Here is a 20,093-nt window from a genome sequence, read left to right on the forward strand (position 1 = left end):
CCGAATAGAAGAGGAGAATCGATACTATCTTCGAGATCTTCTGATTTTATCTGGGGTGATCTCTTTATCAGTTCTCGCAGCTGAGCTTATCCATTTTAGAAATTCAGAAAATATAGATATAGTAGATCGGATACTGATCTATGTATATTATACGGTTCCATTAGTCGTACTATTCCTGGTCGTTTCTTATTTTTATAGAAATCGTAGGAATTTAGAAACAGGAAGGCTGAAAAGTTCCATTCGTTATAGACTTTCTCTTTCATTTTTGTTCATCGCAATGCTTCCTTCTTTTCCAGTATTTTTACTCACTTCTAATGTGATAGGAAGAGTATTCGAAGGATTTTACGGCTTGGACATCGCTCAGGCCCTGGAGGCAGGCGATCATTTTGTCAGAAAGGAACTGGATCTTGAAAAGAATAATCTATTAGAAAAAGCTAAACTATTCAGAAACCTCGTCCAAAGACAAAATCCAAACCCGAATCTACTTACCAATCGAGCCAACGAATTAGATTTAATCTCTAATCCAAATTATTATGTGGGATGGTATGAAAATAATCTTCCGATCCTTGAAAATAGAGCCTTAAAGTTAGCAATTTTTTCAGAAGAATTTATAAATCTTGGAACGGAAGAAGGAATTTCCGAAAAACTAGCTTTAAGTCAAAATTTAGGATTTTACCTACTCAAAATAGATTCTCCAAGTCCTACAAAATTTCTCATATTAGGAAAGCGTGTTTTTCAGGGGGAAGAATCCAAAGCCTATTCTTTTATCAATACCAGAAAGAATTATATCACTGCTGACTTAGCAAAAGAAAAACTTCCTTATGAAGTCAGACTTACGATTACTCTGCTGACCGTATTCGCATTTTTACTTTCTATCTTCTTCTCTCTTGTATTCGCTCGGAAAATTTCAAGGCCTATCATAGATCTTGCTAACGCCACACAAAAGGTTTCCTTAGGAGATACTGATATCAATCTTCCACTTACAGAAGGAGGTGAGATCGGCGCATTAGTAGAATCTTTTAACCAAATGGTGAAAGACCTAAAATCCAAAAATGAAGAACTGATGCATACCCAAAGGATTGCAGCCTGGAAAGAAGTGGCGCAGAGAATGGCTCACGAAATTAAAAATCCACTGACTCCGATCCAACTTTCCGCTGAAAGAATTCGCAGAAAACTAAACTCAGAAGTCCCCGAAGAATTCCAAGAGATCGTAACCAAAGGAAGTGAAACCATAGTCGGTCAGGTAAAAATTTTAGAACATCTAGTAAACGAATTCTCTGAGTTTGCTAGAATGCCTGCTCCTAGGCTTATCAACCAACATCTGGAGCCGGTAGTTTTAGAAAGTGCGAAACTTTTCGAACATACACCTGGGATCCAAATTGAACTCAACTTCGCCAAAAATTTGCCTGAAATCTTTTTGGACAAAAAATTGTTTTTAGGAATTATGAACAATCTTTTCAAAAATGCAGTGGAAGCGATAGAAAAGAGAAGGCAAAAAGGGGACTTAAGTGTCGCTCAAGGAAAAGTTCGTATTTCTACCGTATTAGAAAAAAGGATCATGAGACGTTCAGTGGTTTTATTTGTAGAAGATAATGGGATCGGAGTTTCGCCAGAATATAGATCTAAGGTTTTCGAACCTTATTATTCCACCAAGGACGAACATGTTTCCGGGATAGGACTTGCAATCGTTCAAAAAACAGTGATCGATCATAACGGTCATATTTCTGTGGATTCTTCCGAATTAGGCGGCTGTAAATTTAGGATAGAACTTCCGGTAGCTTAAGATGAGAATATTCATAGTTGATGACGAACCGGAAATCCGTAAATCTCTCCAAGATATTTTGGAGGATGAGAACTACGAAGCGGAACAATTTTCATCCGGCAAAAACTTCTTAAAACATCTAAAGATAGAAAGACCTAGCCTTGTTTTACTGGATGTATGGCTCGGAAAGGAAGACGGACTCAGCATCTTAGATGAAATCAAAAAAATCTATCCAACCGTTCCGGTAGTAATGATCTCAGGGCATGGAACAATTGAACTTGCAGTACAAGCTACAAAAAAGGGCGCTCTAAACTTTTTAGAAAAACCTTTGTCCATAGCAAAAGTTCTAGAAGCGGTAGAAGAAGCATTAGTATATTCAGAAAGATCCGAATCTCCTGAAATCAAACTGGAATCGGATGAAATTTTGGGGAATTCTCCTGCAATCCAAAAGGTAAAATTCTCGATTGCTCAAGCAGCAGCCACAAACGCCAGAGTTTTTATTTACGGAGAGAATGGGACAGGAAAGGAATTAGTCGCTAAAACTATATTCAAAAATTCTAAAAGAAAAGACCAACCATTCGTAGAAGTAAACTGCGCCGCTCTTCCAGAAGAATTGATAGAATCTGAATTATTCGGTTATGTAAAAGGAGCATTTACAGGAGCCACAGACACAAGGATCGGAAAATTCGAAGCTGCCAATGGAGGCACATTATTCCTGGACGAGATCTGTGACATGTCCTTATCCACTCAGGCAAAAGTACTTCGTATTCTACAAGAACAAAGATTCGAAAAGTTGGGAAGCACGGAACAAGTCTCAGTAGATGTTAGAATTATCGCTGCTACGAATATCCCTGTGGAAGAAGCGATCAAAGAAGGAAAGTTCAGAGAAGATCTATATTATAGATTAAACGTGATCCCGATCACCATTCCTCCGTTAAGAGATCGCAAATCCGACATTCCACTTTTAGTGGACCATTATGTCAGACAAACAATCGCAGAAAATAATCTTACTCCTAAAATTATAGAGAAAGAAGCGGTTTCTATCCTAGAAAGCCATTTCTGGCCAGGGAATATAAGAGAATTAAAGAATGTGATCGAAAGACTTTGTATCATGACAGTAAGCGATATTATCCGCGCCCAAGATGTGAAAGACTCCATGACCGGTTTCGTAAAAGCGAATGATCTGGTGGAAAAAGGGGATTTCAAAAAGGCTAAGGAAGAATTCGAAAAGCAGTATATTCTTAAAACATTACAGACGAACGAAGGAAACGTTTCCAAAACTTCCAAGGCTCTCGGAATAGAAAGATCTCACTTATATAGAAAAATGAAATCCTTAGGAATACAGGCGGAGGATATCCATGACTAAGCCTGGAATTTTTCAGGAATTGAAAGGAATACTTCAGGACTTCAAATTTTTGGTCCAAAACGGGGAATTCCCAATCGTCCGAAGACAGGGAGAAAAAGATCCTGGGGATCTGGACCTGGAATGGAAAGATTCTTGGGATTGGTCTTCTATTGGATCAAAAAAAGAAAAGGAAACTTCTGTGCCTGGGATTCAAATGAGGATCCCTCCTAAAAAAGAGGACAGAAACTTCTCATGTAAACTTTGCTCGGATAGATTGAGCGCAGTGCGTCATTTTATCATCAGAGGAAGGAAGAAAATATTAGTTCTTCATTATACTGGTGAAACAATTTCCGGAAAAGAATCGTACGTAAAAACTTCTCCTTTGAAAATTTTCAGAACGAGCGAAGCGGAGAATCTATTCGATAGAATGATCCAAAAAGTATTCGGATTCACTATGAAGGAGTTCTATTTCCAAGAATTCCCAGGATGTTTATTTTCCCAAGACAGATCTAACGAAGAAGATTGGAAAAGAAGAACTCAAAACTGCAAGGTCCAAGTGCAAGAAACCATCCAAGAAGAAGGTATCCAGGGAATTATACTCTTAGGCGCCGCTGCTACTTTATATTTCGGAAAAGATGAAGCGCTTAAACAAATGGGTAAAACTTTAGAATTCCAACCTGGGACTCCTATGGTAGTACTTCGTTCTCCGGAGGCGATCTTGGCAGCGGAACAAAAAAGAAAATCCAGCAAGCCTGATTCTCCGGAATTCCAAGAAGCCAAGAAGAAGGAAATAGAAGTCAAAGAAAGTATCCTATCTCAATTAGGGATCTTTCATCAGGAGATTAAAGAAAAAATTTGATCCAATACGCGGAATTAGCCTTCGATCTTCCTATCTTAGAAGATACATTCACCTACGAGGTTCCTCCAGGCGCACAAGTCGGAATGAGGGTAGAAGCCAAACTTAGAGGAAGAAAAGAAGAAGGGATCATATTATCCTTACATCATAATGAACCCAGCTACGAGGTTTTACAAGTAGATCGGGTCATAGATAAAACTCCGGTTATCAATGAAGAACAGATCCAACTTGCATATTGGGTAAAAGAACAGTATCTGGCATCTCTTGGGGAATGTATCCACAAGATGATCCCTTCCGGAAGAAGACATTCTAAAGTAAAACTTACAGAAGATATCATCGCTTCCGAACCATTAAAACTAAACGAAGAACAAGAAAGGGCTTACCAAAATATAAAAGCGGATTTCGGAAAAGATTCTATCCATCTTCTATTCGGGATCACTGGAAGCGGAAAAACAGAAGTTTATCTGCATTTGATCCGTGATATCCTGCAAAACTCAAACAAAGGAGTTTTACTTTTAGTTCCAGAGATCGGTTTGACCTATCATATTATACGCAAATTAGAAGCAGTGTTTCCGGGAGAGATCGCATTATTACATTCCGCTTTAAAAGTTTCGGAAAGATTCAAAGCATATACGGACCTTCTACAAGGTAAAAAAAGAATAGCAGTAGGCACAAGATCCGCAGTATTCGCGCCCGTCTCAAATTTGGGCCTTGTCATCATAGACGAAGAGCATGACGGTTCTTTTAAAGAACATTCTACACCAAGATACCATGCAAGGCAGGTTGCATTACAAAGATGCAGACAAAATAAAGCAGTATTAGTCTTAGGATCAGCAACTCCTTCTTTAGAAGTATACCATCTTGCTAAAACAGGTAAAATTGGTCTGCAAATCCTTACAAAAAGACCGGGAACTGCAAAACCACCTACAGTTCGGATCGAAGAAAATAAAAAAGATGCAAGGCTAATCGGTTCGGAGCTTACATTTGCGATCAAACAAAGGTTGGATAAAAAAGAACAGGTCATTCTACTTCTAAACAGAAGAGGTTACAGTCCTCTTATCTATTCAGAAAAGGAAAAAACATATATCCCTTGTCCGAATTGTACATCTCATCTATGTTATCACAAAAAAGGTACCGTTATCTGTCACCTCTGCGGTTTTTCTGATTCTCTCCAAAGATTAGAATCCAAACTGGGAGAAAAACTGGTCATGATGGGAACAGGCACCCAAAAACTAGAAGAATTCCTTTTAGAAACTTTTCCAGGTGCAAAAGTAGAACGTCTAGATCAGGATTCTATCCAAGACAAAAGTGTTCTTACGGATGTGATCGGAAGACTCGTAGACGGAGAGATAGATATTCTAACCGGAACACAAATGATCTCCAAAGGTTTAGATGCCGCTCGAGTCACTCTAGTAGGTGTTTTGAATGCAGGAATCGGTCTAGGACTTCCCGATTTCAGAGCAGGAGAAAGAGTATTTTCTCTTTTAACACAAGTAGCAGGAAGAGCGGGGCGATCAGATCTTGCAGGAGAAGTTTTGATCGAAACTAATACGGTAGATCATCCGATTATTCGAATGGCATTAGACCAAGATTATATTCGATTTTATGATTCAGAGATAAAAACAAGAGAAGAACTTTTTTATCCTCCATTCTCTCGTTTAGTACGTATCTTATCCAGATCCAAAGACGAAAGTCTTTCTCTCAAAACAATTGAAGAAGTTCATCAAGTCCTTAAAAAATATCTGCCCGAACCAAACACAGTTGTTTTAGGTCCTGCTCCTTGTCCTTTTTATAAAATAGATGCAAATTTCAGAAATCATATACTGATCAAAACAACTGTGCAGAGTAAATGGAGAGAGATCCTAAAAAAAGAGATCAGACCTCTTAAAATTTCTAAAAACGTTTACCTGGAATTGGATTTTGATCCATTGGATCTTGTCTGATGAAAATTGCATTTTTTGGAACCCCGGAACCTTCTGCCAAACTTTTGCAGGCGCTATTACAAGAGCCTGATATCCAAGTACAATTTGTAGTTACAAACCCGGATCGTCCTAAAGGAAGAAGTAAAACGCTCGTCCCAAGTCCTGTGAAAGAAGTCGCACTTGCTGCAAATCTTCCTGTATTCCAATACGAGTCCATAAAGAAGGAAAAGGAAGAAGCACTACAAAATTTTTCCAAGTTCGATGCGGAACTGTACGTAGTGTTTGCTTACGGTTCTATTCTTCCTATAGAAATTTTTTCTTATCCTAAATTCGGTTCTATCAATCTTCATGGTTCCATTCTTCCGGATCTGAGAGGCGCTTCCCCCGTCCAAACTTCTCTTTGGAAAGGTTATACTAAATCTGGCATCAGCATCCAGTATTTGGGAGAAAAAATGGATGAGGGGGATATTATCTCCATCCAAGAAGTGGATATAGATTTAGAAGATGATACCGGATCCCTTATGGAAAAAATTACCCAAGCAGGGATCCAAAGTCTCATCCCACTTTTAAAAGGGCCTATAACTTCATCTTTTGAGGCGAGTCCGCAGGACCATTCCAAGGCAACTTATTGTACTAAAATTCAGGCAGAAGATAGAGTCCTAGATCTAAAACTTTCCGCTATGGAAATCCATAATCGTATTCGTGCCTTAAGCCCTGATCTGGGCGGGTATTGCCGTTTTAGAGATAAACGGTTGGTTTTATGGAAAACAAGACCTGCCGATTTTTCTGAAACGTCTATCCAGCCTGGCAAATTGAAACGAATGGACAAAAAGGCCCTTCTTTTACAGTGTGGAGATGGCCGTTTCTTAGAGATCCTTTCCCTTCAACCGGAAAATAAAAACAGAATGACTGTTGCAGATTTCATGAACGGTTTCCGTATTTCGGACGAGGATCGTTTCGAGTGACCAAGGAAGAACTCCGCTCTAAATATCTCCCTATCGGGGGTTACTTTTTTTTCATCGCATTCGGCTTAGTAGTCTTTTTCATAGCCGCCTTCTTAGTTGTATTCGTTCGTACTAAAAGCTCCACAATGGTAGTAATGCCTGATGTGGTAGGCAAACCATACAACGAAGTTCATAACGAGTTAATGCGTCTCCAATTGAAAGTCAGATTGGAGTCCAAACGTTATCCGGACAAAACAGATGGAATTATCATCTACCAATCCATTCGCCCAGGAAGAGAAGTGGAAGCAGGTTCCAAAGTTTCTCTTACTGTTAATATTGGTTTAGATCGAATCGATATGCCTAACTTAAAAGGGCAAAGTTTGGTCTCCGCTAAAAACTCCATGGAAAAAGTTCTCTCCGGAGAAACTTACGTTTCTTTAACTCTTGGTGGGATCACCTATGTGGAAGTGAAAGAAGGAGAACAACCCGACACTGTAGTGGACCAAATCCCGGAAGCCGGTAAAAATATCACCGCAGGTGAAAAAGTATTCTTACTGGTTACCAAACCTTCTACCAAGAAAAAAGAAGGGGAGCCTCAAGCAGGATTAGATTTTAAGCCGGGAGATTCTTTTGCATTCGCTCAAAGAGCATTGGTAAGAGCAAAAATTTCTTCCAAAGCAGAAGTGGTTATTACTAAATTTCGTCCCGACAACGGAAAGATTGAATCCGTACAAAAATTAGGGAATGAATACAAGTTTAAGGTATTTTATTTCGAGCCGGAAGATAGGGTAGAAAGCGGATACGAAAGTTTCGTATATGAAGCTCCTGAAAACGGGACTTATTCTTTGATCGTAAAAGACCAAAACGACGAAACCAAACAAATGGAAATTAGCGCTCCTACTACTTACCAAGAGGGAGAAAAAATCCAGACCGTCTTTTACAGAACGGGAGACGTGACACTGGTTCTTTTGGACGAAAAAGGTTCGAAAGTAAAATCCAAAGATTACGAGAACGAATTTTGAAAATCTCCGCTTCTATTTTAGCCACCCAACTTACCGCACTTGCTAATACAGTTCCTAATTTTAAAAAAGAAGGAATCGACCTAGTCCATATGGACGTGATGGACGGAAACTTTGTGCCTCAGATCAGCTTCGGAGAAGCGGTCAATAAAGAGATCAAAGCCATGACCCAAATCCCTCTGGACGTTCACCTAATGGTGGAGAAGCCGGAAAATCATGTTCCGAAATACTATGAACTAAATCCTTACTGCATTACTTTCCATGCGGAAACTACTCGTTTTCCAATTCGTTTGGCCCAGGAAATAAAGAAGAATGGACCAAAAGTGGGAGTTTCTCTTAACCCAGGAACTCCGGTTTCTGCATTAGAAACACTTCTACCTTATATTGATCTAGTACTCATAATGACTGTGGAGCCAGGATTCTACGGACAGAAATTCGTGGATGGGGGAATGGATAAGATCAGAAAGGTCAAGTCCCTGATCTCTAATTATCCGATCGAACTCGAAGTAGACGGTGGAGTCAATGATACAAATATCAAAGAACTCTCTCAAGCTGGTGTGGATATCTGTGTAGTTGGAGCTGGATTATTCAAATCCGGTGACCCAAGCGAGAACGGTATTCGCTTAAAAGGCCTAACAAAGTAAGTCTTTTATTAAATATTGACAGCCGGGCTTTCCGGGAAATTATGGCGTATTAGAGCAAACCGTACGGTGAGCCATCCTTATTTATTCGAAGGAATTTTACTTTGGTTAAGATCAGACTACAAAGAACCGGAGCCAAAAACAACCCTCACTATCGGGTAGTGGCTGCAGATGCCCGTTCCCCTAGAGACGGTAAATTTATTGATATTCTCGGACACTATCACCCAGCAGAGGTGAAAGGCCAAACAACCCTGAATAAAGAGAAAATTTTAGGCTGGCTCACAAAAGGTGCTCAACCTACCGGAACCGTTCTGAACCTCATTAAACACGAGGGGATCTGGGCGGAATATAAACAATCCCTGAAGAAGTAATGGAAGAGCTGATCCGCTATATCGTTACTTCTTTGGTAGATCATCCGGAGGAGATTTCAGTACGTGAAATCGAGGGCGACGAACAAACCGTCCTAGAACTCCGGGTTTCCCCGAAGGATGTGGGGAAAGTGATCGGCAAGAATGGTAGGATCGCAAAGTCCTTAAGAGCGATCTTAACCGCAGCATCCATTAAAGCCGGAAAAAATTTCTCCTTAGAAATTATTGACTGAGACTCGAATCCTAACCGGACATTTAGGAAAACCCTTCGGACTGAAGGGTTTTGTCCGACTGGTTGCAGAAGACAGTTCTGTTCCGGAACTCAAATTTCCCCTCCAAGCCACTCTAGAATTTTCCTCTAGAGAACCGGTTCCCATCACGATCCTTAAATCCACTATACAATCAGGAAAGATACTCTTACAATTAGAAGGTATCAATTCCCCGGAAGAAGTTTCTTCCTTAACTGGTGGAAAACTTTATATAGATCGTTCTCATTTTCCAAAATCCAAAAACGAAGAATATTATCTATTCGAACTCAAAGGTCTTAAAGCTATCTCAGAAGATGGAAAAGAACTTGGTTGGGAATTGGTAGACATTCTTGAAAATCCGGCACATTCTATCCTAGTCTTTCAAACAGAAGATTCAGAGATCTTAGTCCCATACGTGGAAAAACATGTAGGGAAAGTAATCTTAGAAGAAGGCAAGATCGTTTTGAAAAGTCCTGAGGATTGGAATGAAATTTAATTTTATTACCTTATTCCCCGCGAAAGTCCAGGCTTACTTTTCAGAAGGGCTCCAGGAGAAGGCGATCCAAAAGGGAGTATTCTCCGTTAATATTGTACATCTTAGAGACTTCTCCAATAATAAACATCTAAAGGTAGATGACACTCCCTATGGGGGAGGTCCAGGAATGCTCTTAAAAGTAGAACCAATTGATCTGGCATTAAAGTCATTGGGAGAGGATAGAGGACTCGTAATTCTTACAACTCCGTCTGGAATTCCATTCGATCAGAACGTTGCAGAGAAATTAGCAAAGCTTGAAAAACCGATCACTCTTATATCAGGATATTATGAAGGAGTGGATCATAGGGTAACAGAGCATCTTGTTGACATAGAACTGTCCCTTGGAAATTATGTAATTTCAGCCGGAGATTTGGCTAGCCTCTGTATTACAGATGCTGTGTCCAGGCTTTTGCCCGGCTTTTTAGGCGACCGAGAGAGCCTGGAAGAAGAATCTCATAACGAAAGGGATGTTTTAGAATATCCACAATATACGAAACCTTCCGATTACAATGGCTGGAAGGTTCCTGAAATTCTCTTGGGCGGAAACCACGCGGCGATCGAATCTTGGCGCAATGCCAATCGAAAGAAAGTCGACCCTGATATTACGAGGAATTTATGAAAGAACTTTTAAAAGGCGGACTTCCTACAGAAGCAAATCGTACCCTGAATTTCAATGTTGGGGATACTGTTAAGGTCCATTATAAAATCCAAGAATCCGGTAAGGAAAGGGTCCAGGTTTACGAAGGAGTTGTGATCTCTATCTCCAACGGCGGAAACGGAAAATCATTCACTGTTCGCAGGATTTCCTACGATGTAGGTGTTGAAAGAGTGTTCCCACTTTATTCTCCTCGTATCGCTAAAATTGAACTAGTACGTAAAGGTAAGGTTCGTCGTTCTAAACTATTCTTCTTAAGAGAACGTTCCGGAAAATCTGCTCGTATTCGCGAGTTGAAAGGCGGAAAAATTCTGGTGGCAGAAGACAGAAAGCGCCAAACTGCAGAAGAAGCAAAAGCTGCTTCTCCTGCTGAAACCGCTGCTGCAGAATAAGAATCTTCTTTAGTTGCGGCAGAATTCTCTGCCGCGATGTTCTTCCTTCTTCTCCTTTTTACTTCTCCCTAAAACCAATGCCTCTCGCAAATTTCGAACCGGAAGAATTGAAATTTTTTCCAGATCATCTCCCTTGCGGGATAGACGAAGCAGGCCGAGGTCCGTACGCGGGCCCTCTATCTGTGGCAATGGTTTCTTTTACACCTGAGGTTTTGGAACAAATCTATTCGGGACAGATCTTAAAAGGACTGAACGATTCTAAAAAACTCACAGAGTCCAAACGTGAATCTTTGTTTCAAGAGATCCAAGAAACTGCCCATAAAACCGCCCACGCATTCTTATCCCATACCTATATAGATCATTACGGGATCAATAGAGCAGTATTAGAAGGTATACTGAAATGTTATAGAAAGGGGTCCCAAGGTCCGATAGAAAGTACCGGAAGAAAACTTCTGCTCTTAATCGACGGAAACTATAATTTTTCCAAATACAAGGAATCGGAAGAGGTAAAACGCCAGTCTTACTATTATAAAAAAGGGGATTCCAGGATCGCGAGTATCGCGGCCGCATCCATAATTGCAAAAGTAAAACGTGATCGTTTTATGAAAGCAATCGCTTCTAAGTTTCCGGGTTATGGATTCGAGGCGCATAAAGGATACGGAAGCGCAGGACATGAACAAGCAATTCGGGATCTTGGACTAGCAAGAATCCACAGAAGGTCATTCACTAAAAAATTCCATGTTTCCGATCCCGCCTCCCAATCCGATTGATAAAAACCAAAGTCCTCAAGTTCGAAAAACGGACAGAGTGCCGGAATCTCATCAGATCTCATTCATTGTCGGATCTTCTACCAAACTCCAAAATCCTGAATTATTCGAAGGCGAATCCAAAGAGGCTCCATTTTTCAGAGTGTGGGTGAAAGAGGGCACCAAGGATGGAAAGGCAAAACTTCTCTGGAAAGGAGAAACATTAGAAGCCGAAACTAAAACAAGTCTTCTGACTGGAGAACAATTACTTTTATCTCGAACCATATCAGGTAATAGTTCAGAATGGAAAATACAGGAAAGGAAACTAACGTTAGAAACGGATGATTCCAAAATATTTTCTCCTTTAGAAAAAGGACTCACCGGAGTTTTGGAGAAGGTACTACATAAGGAAGAAGGTCCCATCTCCGAAGACAGCATTTTGGCCTTCCTCAAAAGCTATTTTCCTCATTTCGAATGGAAATCGGAGACTCCCTATTTCGAGTGGGAATGGGAAGGCGGAAATGCAGAAGGATATTTAGGTGGAACCGATCCAGGTCGTATATTTGTTCTCTTTATGGAGACCAAAGAGGATGGCCCAAGTCTCTACAGATTCCATTGGAAAAAAGAAGATGCATCGGACCTGGTTCTAACCGCTATTTATACTAGTTCTAAATTGTACTTGCATATAGGTCGGAATCGTAAAAAATTTATGCAGTTCTTGGAAGAATCGGGAGTTAGATTCCAGGAACTCAGGATACAATATAAGCCCTCTTTACAGAGAAGGGAATGGACTGCGTGAAATTCGGAATCGCCCTAAAGTTTACACCGGACGAAAATAAAGGCCCCAAAATCCTAGCCAAGGGAGAAGGTCTATTAGGTGAAAAGATCAAGGGTGTGGCTAAGAGACACGGAGTTCCTATAGTGGAGGATGCTCCTTTGGCCGAGGCACTTTCTCCGATACCGGTTGGGCAAGAAATTCCGGAAAATTTATACAGAGCGGTTGCGGGTGTTTTTGCTTTCGTACTCAGCCAAAAAGCGGAAGCAAATTAAGGGAATTTGAAAAAATGAAAAAATTGAACGTGTCCGAATTGAAGCCGGGTATGAGATTTACAAAGCCCGTATATCTGGACAAAGAAAATCTGTTCATCACCTCCAATACTCCGATCACTGATTCGGATCTGGAACGTTTGAAAAGATTCGGGATCACAGAGGTTTTAACCCACGGTGATATCCTAGTGATAGATGTGGATCCTGAAAGATTGGAGACCCAATTAGAGGATTTTATCATCAGCACGATCGTAGACGAGGACCTTCTTCCTTTGAAGGGAATCTACGATAACCTGAACCGCATTAAGGTACAATTTTCCAATCTATATAAAAACACTTTCGCATTAGTACAAGATGTTTATAGAAAAGTTGCAGACGATAAGGTATTTGATTTTGGCCCAGTGAGAGAACAAGGGGAAGCATTAACTGATTTTGTAAGAACCCATAATAATCTTTCCTATCTGATCCTTGGGATGAATAATCCAGGGTATTATTTATATAACCAGATCACTACTTCTTCGTTCTATGCTCTCATCATAGGGAAACTTTTGGACTTCTCTCGCCCTAAGATGGTGGATCTTGCAATTTCTTGCTTGGTGGCAGATGTGGGAATGACAAAGGTCCCCGCGACCATTTCCGAAAAGACGGACCAACTCACTGACGAAGAATACAAATCCATCCTAAAGCATACGATCATAGGTTATCAGGTACTCACCCAAAAGATCAAAATAAAGAATAGTTTGGCAGTCGTGGCTCTACAACACCATGAACGTTTTGATGGAAAAGGTTATCCTCAAAAGATCGCAGCCACTGCAATCGAAGAGAATGCAAGGATCTACGCAATTGCAGATAATTTTTCCGCACTTATCACAAATAGGCCTCATAGACAGAGAGTACTTCCTCATGAGGCAATCAAGTCCATGATCAGTATGGATGTCGGTAAGTTTGATCTAAAAATCGTGCGCACATTCTTGAACCAAGTCTCCTTATATCCTGTGGGTTCTTGCGTGGAACTTTCAGACAAAAGAGTGGGGATCGTTCTGGCGGCAAATGCAGATAAACCTTTAAGACCTTCTATTCGTATTATAAAAGACGAATATGGGACTTTCGTTAGAAATCTGGTTTTGGTGGATCTGGTGAAAGAAAATCATCTCTTCATCGTCAAGGCCCTCGACCTTCAGGAAGCAACAGCAAACTCTTAAAATTTTTTCGGATTTCTTATATTAGGTCCGAAATATTCTCTCCATTTTCCTTTTCCGGGACAGGTCTTTATATGGGACCTGGCTCTAAACGAAAAACACTGAAAGGAAAAGAAGGAGAGAATATTGCAGCAGAACTTCTTAGAGAGCAAGGTCATAGAATTTTAGAAAGGAATTTTAGGATCCAAAAGGGAGAAATCGACATAATCAGCGAGAAAGAAAACGGCAGCTCAGTATTATTTGAGCAGAAACGTTTCCTTTAGAGATCATTTTGTCTCCTTCTCTCTGGCCCTAATTACTGAAAAAAGGGAACTGAAATATTATCTTCATCTATTCTAAAACAATCGTTAAGCGATTTGAAAAACGAGTCGATTTTCGAATTGTCTGCGGGTTCTCAAGGATGAGGACCTTAAATCGTTACAAGGAAGTAACTATGAAAAGCATCCAAATTCTCGGCAACTTGGCCGGGTCCGACCCGTTCGGACCGGACCCAGTGATTCTGAGAAAACGAGGAGTTCCAATCAAGAAGCGGAAATTCGAGGACTATAAGAAGAAGATCGAGGACGAAAACTACATTGATTTCGCAATCGATAAGATCGCTATGGAACTCTCGCATTTCCTGTCAAAGTAACCACAAAAATAAAACCGTCGAAAGAACAAGCTAGGTTACGGCCCTGTTTTCCGGAGACCATCCGGAATTCAGGAAAACAAGGGCCTCCTCCAAATTCCTCAAAAGAACATCCTCCGAACCTTCCAGATCTGCAATCGTTCTCGCTACCTTTCTAAAATGAGCCACTTTACGAATGCTGAACTTTTGATCATGAATTGCTTTCCAAAAGTATATTTCACACTCCTTGGAGAGAGGGATCATTCTTTCTACTTCTTCTCCTCTTAATCTTCCGTTATAGAGTTTTCCAGTTTCTCTAAATAATCTTCTTCGCTGAATATCTGCCGCAGATTGGATGGAGTCTCGGATGGATTTTAGATTTATAGAGACTTTCTCTCCATCCGCATTTCTATAAAAACCTATATGATAGAATATCTCGATCCGATCCAAAAAAGGGCCGTTAAAAGTAGATTGATAGTTTCTAATACTTGCCACGCTGCAGTTACATTCTTTGATTAAGGTTTGGTAATATCCACAGGGACAAGGATTAGTCGCTCCTATAAACAAAAAAGAGGCAGGGTAGGTAATAGAACCCCTGATCCTTGAGATCGTAATTCTACCTTCTTCCATCGGTTCCCGTAATGCTTGTAAATTCCTAGAATGGAATTCTGCAAGTTCATCTAAGAATAATATTCCATTTCCAGCCAGGGAAACTTCTCCCATTTTTAAACTACTAGAACCTCCCACCAGTGAAATATCGGATATAGTGTGATGGGGACTTCTAAATGGTCTGTCTACTTCTGTGTCGGATAGAATCTCTTGTAAGGAACGAATGCCCAATAATTCTATTCCTTCTTTCTCATGGATCTTTGGAAGAAATCCATGAGCCAGTTTTGCAAGCATTGTCTTTCCAGCCCCCGGCGGACCTGACAATAAACAATGATGATATCCCGCACTTGCGATCTGAACCGCTCTTATTGCAGGCAATTGGCTTTTATAGGATTCAAATTTCCAAGGAAGAATTTCGGATCTGATCTTTATCTCACATTTCGGCTCTGGACTCATCTGTCCTTTGGCCAAAGAGACTAAATCTTTTAGATGAGAGATTGTATAGATCGGAAACTTTCCGAGGACAGAAGCCTCCTTTCTATTTTCAAAGGGAACGACAGCAGCTGTAAAACCGGCACTATCCAACCCGGAAAGTATAGGCAGAATTCCCTTCAGTGGTTTTACGGAACCATCCAGTCCGAGCTCACCAAGAAAAAGAAATCGTTCTAGTTTTTCAGAATTAGGTAATTGCTCAGTTAAGTATAAAATCCCGGCAGCGATTGGAAGATCTAAGTATGTCCCTTCTTTTTTTCTTCCTGCAGGAGCAAGATGGACCAGAATATTCTGGAGAGAGTATTCGAATCCGCTGTTCTCAATTGCGATCCTGATCCTATCGGCAGATTCTTTGATGGAAGGGCTGGGAAGTCCCGTTATCATGAACCTGGGAATCCCTCTTTTGATATTGATCTCTACAGATACCGGAAAGGGAAGTATTCCCTCCAAGGACGCTCCCAGAAATTTGGTCAGTTTACATGTCTCCATAACCGGGACAGGTGCGGAAAAATTCAGGCCTCGCGCTTTTTTTCTAAAAACTAGTTTATCACTTCCGGACCTTCAGTAAGTTATGCATGAAATGGTGCGATTCTTCGCTTTTTTACTGGCTCTATTTACCATACAGTGCGGGGCCAGGCTGATCAAAAAAGAGAAGTTATTCGAGATCAACGAGCATTACCAAGATAAGATATATAGTCTCAAAAAAGACACAAAAGTCTCCATGACCGAAACTTTTAAGAAGGGGATGTTGGTCCGAATCTACATCGAATCGACTCCTTCCCTGATTAAAGTGAAATGTTTCCCTGCGGACCAAAAAAGGGAACATGCTATCGGCAGGCTGATTGCTTATCAGGTGAACGATGATTTAGAGAAAAAGACCATCAGTATAGAGGATTTGGATAAGATCGTTGCAAATGAGCTCACGGAATATAAAAAGAAAAAGTAGCCGTCGTTCCCCCCTAGGTTCAAGAAGGCATCCCGGTGCGGCCGATATTAAATATGTGAAACGGACGATTCTTTGCCTTCCCATTATATCCGCCATGATGGCTTCGGCTTTATCGGCCGATCCTCTCAAAAATTACGAAAACGCGATCAACGATTACGCGAATAAGGATTCTTCCTTCTTTACAGATAAGGAAGAACGCAAGATCAAACAATTATTCTCCCAATCCCCGGAAGAATGGGAAGAAGACAAATATTCTTCTCTTAGCTATCATAAAGATAAGTCCAATTTGGAACTTCCTTCTTTCATTAGCATCAATCCTATTGTTTCTTCCAAGATAGTTAGCCAAAGCGGCTTTATTATAAAATCCTATATTGTAAAACCTAAGGATACTTTATTCAGGATCGCTAAATCCTTAAAAACCACTGCTGCTAAAATTTCAGAAGCAAACGGTTTAAACAAAGGTTCGGTTCTAAAAGTAGGGCAAAGTTTAAGTGTTCCTGTAAAAGTAGGAAATGCTTCCCGTCAAAAGATAGAATACAAAAGAGTTTTCATCACACCGGTTTTAGGAGCTAGGTTTTCTTCCAGATACGGAAAGAGAAAGGATCCATTCCACACAGGTGGAGGAGGCTACCATACGGGAATAGATATGGCTGGCCCTCAAGGAGCACCAATCTTAGCTTCCGCAGATGGAGTAGTAAGTTTTGCCGGAGTGAACGGCGGTTACGGAAACTCAGTCATCATAGATCATCCAAACGGCTATAGAACCATGTATGCGCATTGCGCTAAAATTACAGTGGAAGAGGGAACGAAAGTGAAAGCTGGCACGGTCATAGGTGCCGTAGGTCGCACAGGCTCCGCCACAGGTTCCCATCTCCATTTCGAGGTGTTCTATAACGGAAAAAGGATCAATCCTGAGGTGGCACTTAGGAAGACCTTAAAAATTGTTACCAACCTGGACCCAGGCAAGGTAGCGAAACTTTAACCGATCATCTTTCCAAAAGCCGGGACCATTATTTGGATCCGGCTTTTTTAGAATGATTCCGTGAGACTATCCGAAGGGCGCAATGAACGCAATTTTTATCGAATTCAGAAAACATACATTCTATGTTCTGATCCCTGTCGTGATATTTTTTTCCTTCTCTCTGGCATATCTATGTAGAGGGATACTTCTACTTTTTCTGACCCCGAATGTGCAAACAGGTTCCTCCACTTCAGCACCCAGAAGACCGGTCGCAGAGAATTCTATCACCATCGAGATGTCCAAAGAGATGGTAACCGGTTCTTTATTTAGGGGAAGTTTAGCTCCTCCTCCTGGGGAAACTCCTGCTGGTGTAGATGGCAGTCCGGGAGCACCTCCAGATACCGGAGAAGGTGAGGAGATGAGAATTACAGGAACCTTAAGCGGGCACTGGAGTTTTGCACGAGTCACTATTTTAGAAAAAGGGAAACAAAACGCGGAAGAATTCGCGATGGGAGAAGCTGTGGGCGGCTACAAAGTAAAGTCCATTCTTCTGAACCATGTTGTTTTAGAAAAAGGAGGCCAATCTCTCAAAGTCGAGATAGGCCAAACACCGGGAGAAGCAAGGGCTAAACTAGGAGCCCAGGCGGATGTCCCTGGAGGACCACCTGCGGCTGATACAGTTCGTAAAATTCTGTCCAGACAGGACGTGAATAGGAAATTAGCTAACGTGGCTGAACTTTATAAGGGAAAGTTCGGTCCTTATTTGGAAAATAACACGATCGCGGGTTACAAAATATACAGCATAGGCAGCGATCATATTTTTTATTCTTTGGGAGCTAGGACCGGAGACGTGGTGCGACGGGTAAACGGAATGCCCTTAAACGATACGGTGAAAATGATGGAAATATGGAATTCCTTGAAAACGGCCGATAAAGTATCCGTAGACGTAGAGAGAATGGGCAAGATATTGTCCTATGAATTCATCATCCGGAATTAAAGATTAAATGCGCAAAACAGATTTACGATCCAGATATTTGAGAAACGCAACATTTGCGTTTTTACTTCTTCTTTCGGTGAACGAGGGTTTACTCTCCCAAGCCTCCAAAAAAGGTACTAAGAGAAATACGACCCCGTCTGCAGAAGATACAAAGGAAAAAACCTTTTATGCTAACTGGAGAGATACTGAACTTAATGATTTTCTAAAAGGGATGAGCGCAATCCTAAAGAAAAACATTCTCTTGGATGAGAGTTTAAAAGGTAAAAAGATCACAATCATCTCCCAAAGAGAGATCCCTATCAAAAACGCATTTCCTTTCATGAAGGCAGTTTTGGAATCCATGGGATTCGCGATCGTAGAAGAAGTGGACCTGATCACTATCGTAAAATTGAAGGATGCACTTGCCAGATCTCCTTATGTAAGAGTAGGTAAAGAACCTATTCCCGAAACGGAAGCGTTAGATAATCGTATTATTACACAGATCATTCCCGTTGAAAACGTTAAACCGGAAGAATTGGAACCTATCTTAAAAAGATTAACTTCTCCTAATACAGATATTATCGTTTATAGAAATACGAATACGATCGTACTTTCAGGTTCTACCGCTGACATCAATAAACTTCTAACTTTAGTAAATGAGTTGGATGTAAGGCCTGATGAAACCACTCCTGGGGCAGTTGCTTCTGCTGGTGATGTCCATATTTATACGTTAGAATTTAGCGAAGCGGAGAAGATTGCAGCTACTCTGATCAAATTAGATAATCCTATGGTAGGAGATCTTCCTGTTGCAAGCGGTGCACCTGGTGCACCACCTCCTCCTGCGCCTAAAGTAGAAAAGATCAAAGCAGTTGCTCATAAAGAATCCAACTCAGTGATCGTAACCGCGACTGAAGCGGAATGGAATGAGATCCGTAAAATTATCCGAGTTTTAGATTCTGCAAGAAAGCAGGTTCTATTAGAAGTATTGATCGTGGAACTTTCTTCCACTGATACAAATGACTTCGGCATTGACTGGAGATTCCAAGGACAAGGTCCTTATAGCCAGTTCAACTCGGGTCTTGCTAAAGAAGGAAATATCATCAATTCTAGTGGTAGGATCAACCCGAACCTAAACACTTTATCCGGATTCTCTCTCGGTTTCGTCCAAGCAGGTGCACAACAGATCTTAGGTATCTTAAGTGCAAACCAAGGAAACGAGAATTTTAACGTATTATCAGCTCCTCAAGTTCTTACCTTGGACAACCAAGAAGCAGAGATCAACGTTGGACAAGACGTTCCAGTTAGAACCCAAAGCCGTAACGCAGGTTTGGGTGGTGCAAACGCTGTGACAGTGGACAACTATGAATATCGTCCAACAGGTATTAAGTTAAAATTCACTCCTCACGTGAATAAGAACAACCGGATCACTTTAGATCTTTTACAAGAGATCAAAAATATTGCCTCCATCGCTCTTGCCGGAGGAAACCCAACATTCAACAGAAGGGAAGTAAAAACTACGATCACTATCGATAATAGACAAACGATCGTGATCGGGGGTTTGATCTCCAACGATAAACAAAAACGTCTGATCAAGATCCCGTTACTTGGCGATATCCCTTATCTGGGTTGGATCTTCCGTAGAACTACTGAACAGTTAAAAAAGACCAATTTGATGGTTTTTATCACTCCACATATCTTGGATAATCGTGAACTTGCTGATAAGATGACTGTTAAGAAGAAACTACAGCAAGAAAGATATGAAATTGAAAGGGAAAGGGTTCTAAACAAGGAAGCCACCATCAAGGAACGCGGAGAATAATACA

At 40.9% G+C, this 20,093-nt stretch carries 24 protein-coding genes; 23 read left to right on the forward strand and 1 reads right to left on the reverse strand.

The annotated features are described in order from the left end of the window. Positions 1–4 precede the first annotated feature (4 nt). The 18 genes from EHO65_RS13750 (at position 5) to EHO65_RS13835 (ending at position 14,310) form a co-directional block, all read left to right on the forward strand. The gene (locus EHO65_RS13750) at positions 5–1,783 is read left to right on the forward strand and encodes an LIC_11548 family sensor histidine kinase (protein WP_208744093.1); all 1,779 of its coding nucleotides are present in this window, start codon (positions 5–7) and stop codon (positions 1,781–1,783) included. 1 nt (position 1,784) lies between these two features. Next, positions 1,785–3,128: a sigma-54-dependent transcriptional regulator gene (locus EHO65_RS13755; RefSeq protein ID WP_135775156.1), complete on the forward strand. Its 1,344-nt coding sequence runs from the start codon at positions 1,785–1,787 to the stop codon at positions 3,126–3,128. Then, on the forward strand, positions 3,121–3,966 hold the full coding sequence (locus EHO65_RS13760) for a hypothetical protein (RefSeq protein ID WP_135775157.1): 846 nt from the start codon (positions 3,121–3,123) through the stop codon (positions 3,964–3,966). The genes EHO65_RS13755 and EHO65_RS13760 overlap by 8 nt, the downstream gene beginning before the upstream one ends. After that, the gene (gene priA / locus EHO65_RS13765) at positions 3,963–5,906 is read left to right on the forward strand and encodes a replication restart helicase PriA (protein WP_135775158.1); all 1,944 of its coding nucleotides are present in this window, start codon (positions 3,963–3,965) and stop codon (positions 5,904–5,906) included. The genes EHO65_RS13760 and priA overlap by 4 nt, the downstream gene beginning before the upstream one ends. Beyond that, entirely contained in the window at positions 5,906–6,850 is a 945-nt protein-coding gene (fmt, locus tag EHO65_RS13770; protein ID WP_135775159.1) for a methionyl-tRNA formyltransferase, read from the forward strand. Before priA ends, fmt begins: the two co-directional genes overlap by 1 nt. Next, positions 6,847–7,851: a PASTA domain-containing protein gene (locus tag EHO65_RS13775; protein WP_135775160.1), complete on the forward strand. Its 1,005-nt coding sequence runs from the start codon at positions 6,847–6,849 to the stop codon at positions 7,849–7,851. The genes fmt and EHO65_RS13775 overlap by 4 nt, the downstream gene beginning before the upstream one ends. Continuing rightward, a complete protein-coding gene (gene rpe, locus EHO65_RS13780) occupies positions 7,848–8,492 on the forward strand; it encodes a ribulose-phosphate 3-epimerase (protein ID WP_135613304.1) in 645 nt (214 codons plus the stop codon). The genes EHO65_RS13775 and rpe overlap by 4 nt, the downstream gene beginning before the upstream one ends. A 101-nt stretch (positions 8,493–8,593) precedes the next feature. Continuing rightward, positions 8,594–8,860, forward strand: a complete 267-nt coding sequence (rpsP, locus tag EHO65_RS13785) for a 30S ribosomal protein S16 (protein WP_135775161.1) — start codon at positions 8,594–8,596, stop codon at positions 8,858–8,860. Beyond that, complete coding sequence (locus EHO65_RS13790; protein WP_100705842.1) at positions 8,860–9,090, forward strand: KH domain-containing protein; 231 nt, start codon at positions 8,860–8,862, stop codon at positions 9,088–9,090. The genes rpsP and EHO65_RS13790 overlap by 1 nt, the downstream gene beginning before the upstream one ends. Then, on the forward strand, positions 9,083–9,601 hold the full coding sequence (gene rimM, locus EHO65_RS13795; RefSeq protein ID WP_135775162.1) for a ribosome maturation factor RimM: 519 nt from the start codon (positions 9,083–9,085) through the stop codon (positions 9,599–9,601). The genes EHO65_RS13790 and rimM overlap by 8 nt, the downstream gene beginning before the upstream one ends. Beyond that, positions 9,591–10,259, forward strand: coding sequence for a tRNA (guanosine(37)-N1)-methyltransferase TrmD (gene trmD / locus EHO65_RS13800; protein ID WP_135775163.1), 669 nt, complete (start codon positions 9,591–9,593; stop codon positions 10,257–10,259). The genes rimM and trmD overlap by 11 nt, the downstream gene beginning before the upstream one ends. After that, on the forward strand, positions 10,256–10,687 hold the full coding sequence (gene rplS / locus EHO65_RS13805; protein WP_135775164.1) for a 50S ribosomal protein L19: 432 nt from the start codon (positions 10,256–10,258) through the stop codon (positions 10,685–10,687). Before trmD ends, rplS begins: the two co-directional genes overlap by 4 nt. 77 nt (positions 10,688–10,764) lie before the next feature. Next, positions 10,765–11,457, forward strand: a complete 693-nt coding sequence (locus EHO65_RS13810) for a ribonuclease HII (protein ID WP_135775165.1) — start codon at positions 10,765–10,767, stop codon at positions 11,455–11,457. After that, complete coding sequence (locus EHO65_RS13815) at positions 11,426–12,232, forward strand: hypothetical protein (RefSeq protein WP_135775166.1); 807 nt, start codon at positions 11,426–11,428, stop codon at positions 12,230–12,232. Before EHO65_RS13810 ends, EHO65_RS13815 begins: the two co-directional genes overlap by 32 nt. Next, positions 12,220–12,483, forward strand: coding sequence for an EscU/YscU/HrcU family type III secretion system export apparatus switch protein (locus EHO65_RS13820; RefSeq protein WP_174704417.1), 264 nt, complete (start codon positions 12,220–12,222; stop codon positions 12,481–12,483). The genes EHO65_RS13815 and EHO65_RS13820 overlap by 13 nt, the downstream gene beginning before the upstream one ends. 14 nt (positions 12,484–12,497) lie before the next feature. Next, the gene (locus EHO65_RS13825; protein ID WP_135775167.1) at positions 12,498–13,682 is read left to right on the forward strand and encodes an HD-GYP domain-containing protein; all 1,185 of its coding nucleotides are present in this window, start codon (positions 12,498–12,500) and stop codon (positions 13,680–13,682) included. 71 nt (positions 13,683–13,753) lie between these two features. Beyond that, complete coding sequence (locus EHO65_RS13830) at positions 13,754–13,942, forward strand: YraN family protein (RefSeq protein ID WP_425269347.1); 189 nt, start codon at positions 13,754–13,756, stop codon at positions 13,940–13,942. A gap of 170 nt (positions 13,943–14,112) precedes the next feature. Beyond that, positions 14,113–14,310: a hypothetical protein gene (locus EHO65_RS13835; RefSeq protein WP_008590301.1), complete on the forward strand. Its 198-nt coding sequence runs from the start codon at positions 14,113–14,115 to the stop codon at positions 14,308–14,310. Positions 14,311–14,340: 30 nt separating this feature from the next. On the opposite strand, the gene EHO65_RS13840 is transcribed toward EHO65_RS13835, so the two are convergent. Continuing rightward, positions 14,341–15,837 carry a YifB family Mg chelatase-like AAA ATPase gene (locus tag EHO65_RS13840; protein WP_244243532.1) on the reverse strand — a complete coding sequence of 499 codons (1,497 nt, stop codon included), beginning with the start codon at positions 15,835–15,837 and terminating at the stop codon, positions 14,341–14,343. Between EHO65_RS13840 and EHO65_RS20060 the strand changes: the two genes are divergently transcribed. From EHO65_RS20060 to gspD, 5 genes are all read left to right on the forward strand, one after another. Then, positions 15,770–15,955: a hypothetical protein gene (locus tag EHO65_RS20060; protein ID WP_244243539.1), complete on the forward strand. Its 186-nt coding sequence runs from the start codon at positions 15,770–15,772 to the stop codon at positions 15,953–15,955. The genes EHO65_RS13840 and EHO65_RS20060 overlap by 68 nt on opposite strands. A gap of 3 nt (positions 15,956–15,958) precedes the next feature. Further along, positions 15,959–16,333, forward strand: a complete 375-nt coding sequence (locus EHO65_RS13845) for a type II secretion system-associated lipoprotein (RefSeq protein ID WP_135775169.1) — start codon at positions 15,959–15,961, stop codon at positions 16,331–16,333. Beyond that, the gene (locus tag EHO65_RS13850; RefSeq protein ID WP_425269348.1) at positions 16,302–17,315 is read left to right on the forward strand and encodes a M23 family metallopeptidase; all 1,014 of its coding nucleotides are present in this window, start codon (positions 16,302–16,304) and stop codon (positions 17,313–17,315) included. The genes EHO65_RS13845 and EHO65_RS13850 overlap by 32 nt, the downstream gene beginning before the upstream one ends. A gap of 82 nt (positions 17,316–17,397) precedes the next feature. Continuing rightward, positions 17,398–18,291 (forward strand): general secretion pathway protein GspC, encoded by an 894-nt coding sequence (locus tag EHO65_RS13855; RefSeq protein ID WP_135775171.1) that lies wholly within the window; start codon positions 17,398–17,400, stop codon positions 18,289–18,291. Between the two features lie 7 nt (positions 18,292–18,298). Continuing rightward, positions 18,299–20,089: a type II secretion system secretin GspD gene (gspD, locus tag EHO65_RS13860; RefSeq protein WP_135775172.1), complete on the forward strand. Its 1,791-nt coding sequence runs from the start codon at positions 18,299–18,301 to the stop codon at positions 20,087–20,089. The last annotated feature ends 4 nt before the right edge of the window (positions 20,090–20,093 follow it).

The sequence above is a fragment of the Leptospira andrefontaineae genome (assembly GCF_004770105.1).
GTDB lineage: Bacteria > Spirochaetota > Leptospiria > Leptospirales > Leptospiraceae > Leptospira_B > Leptospira_B andrefontaineae.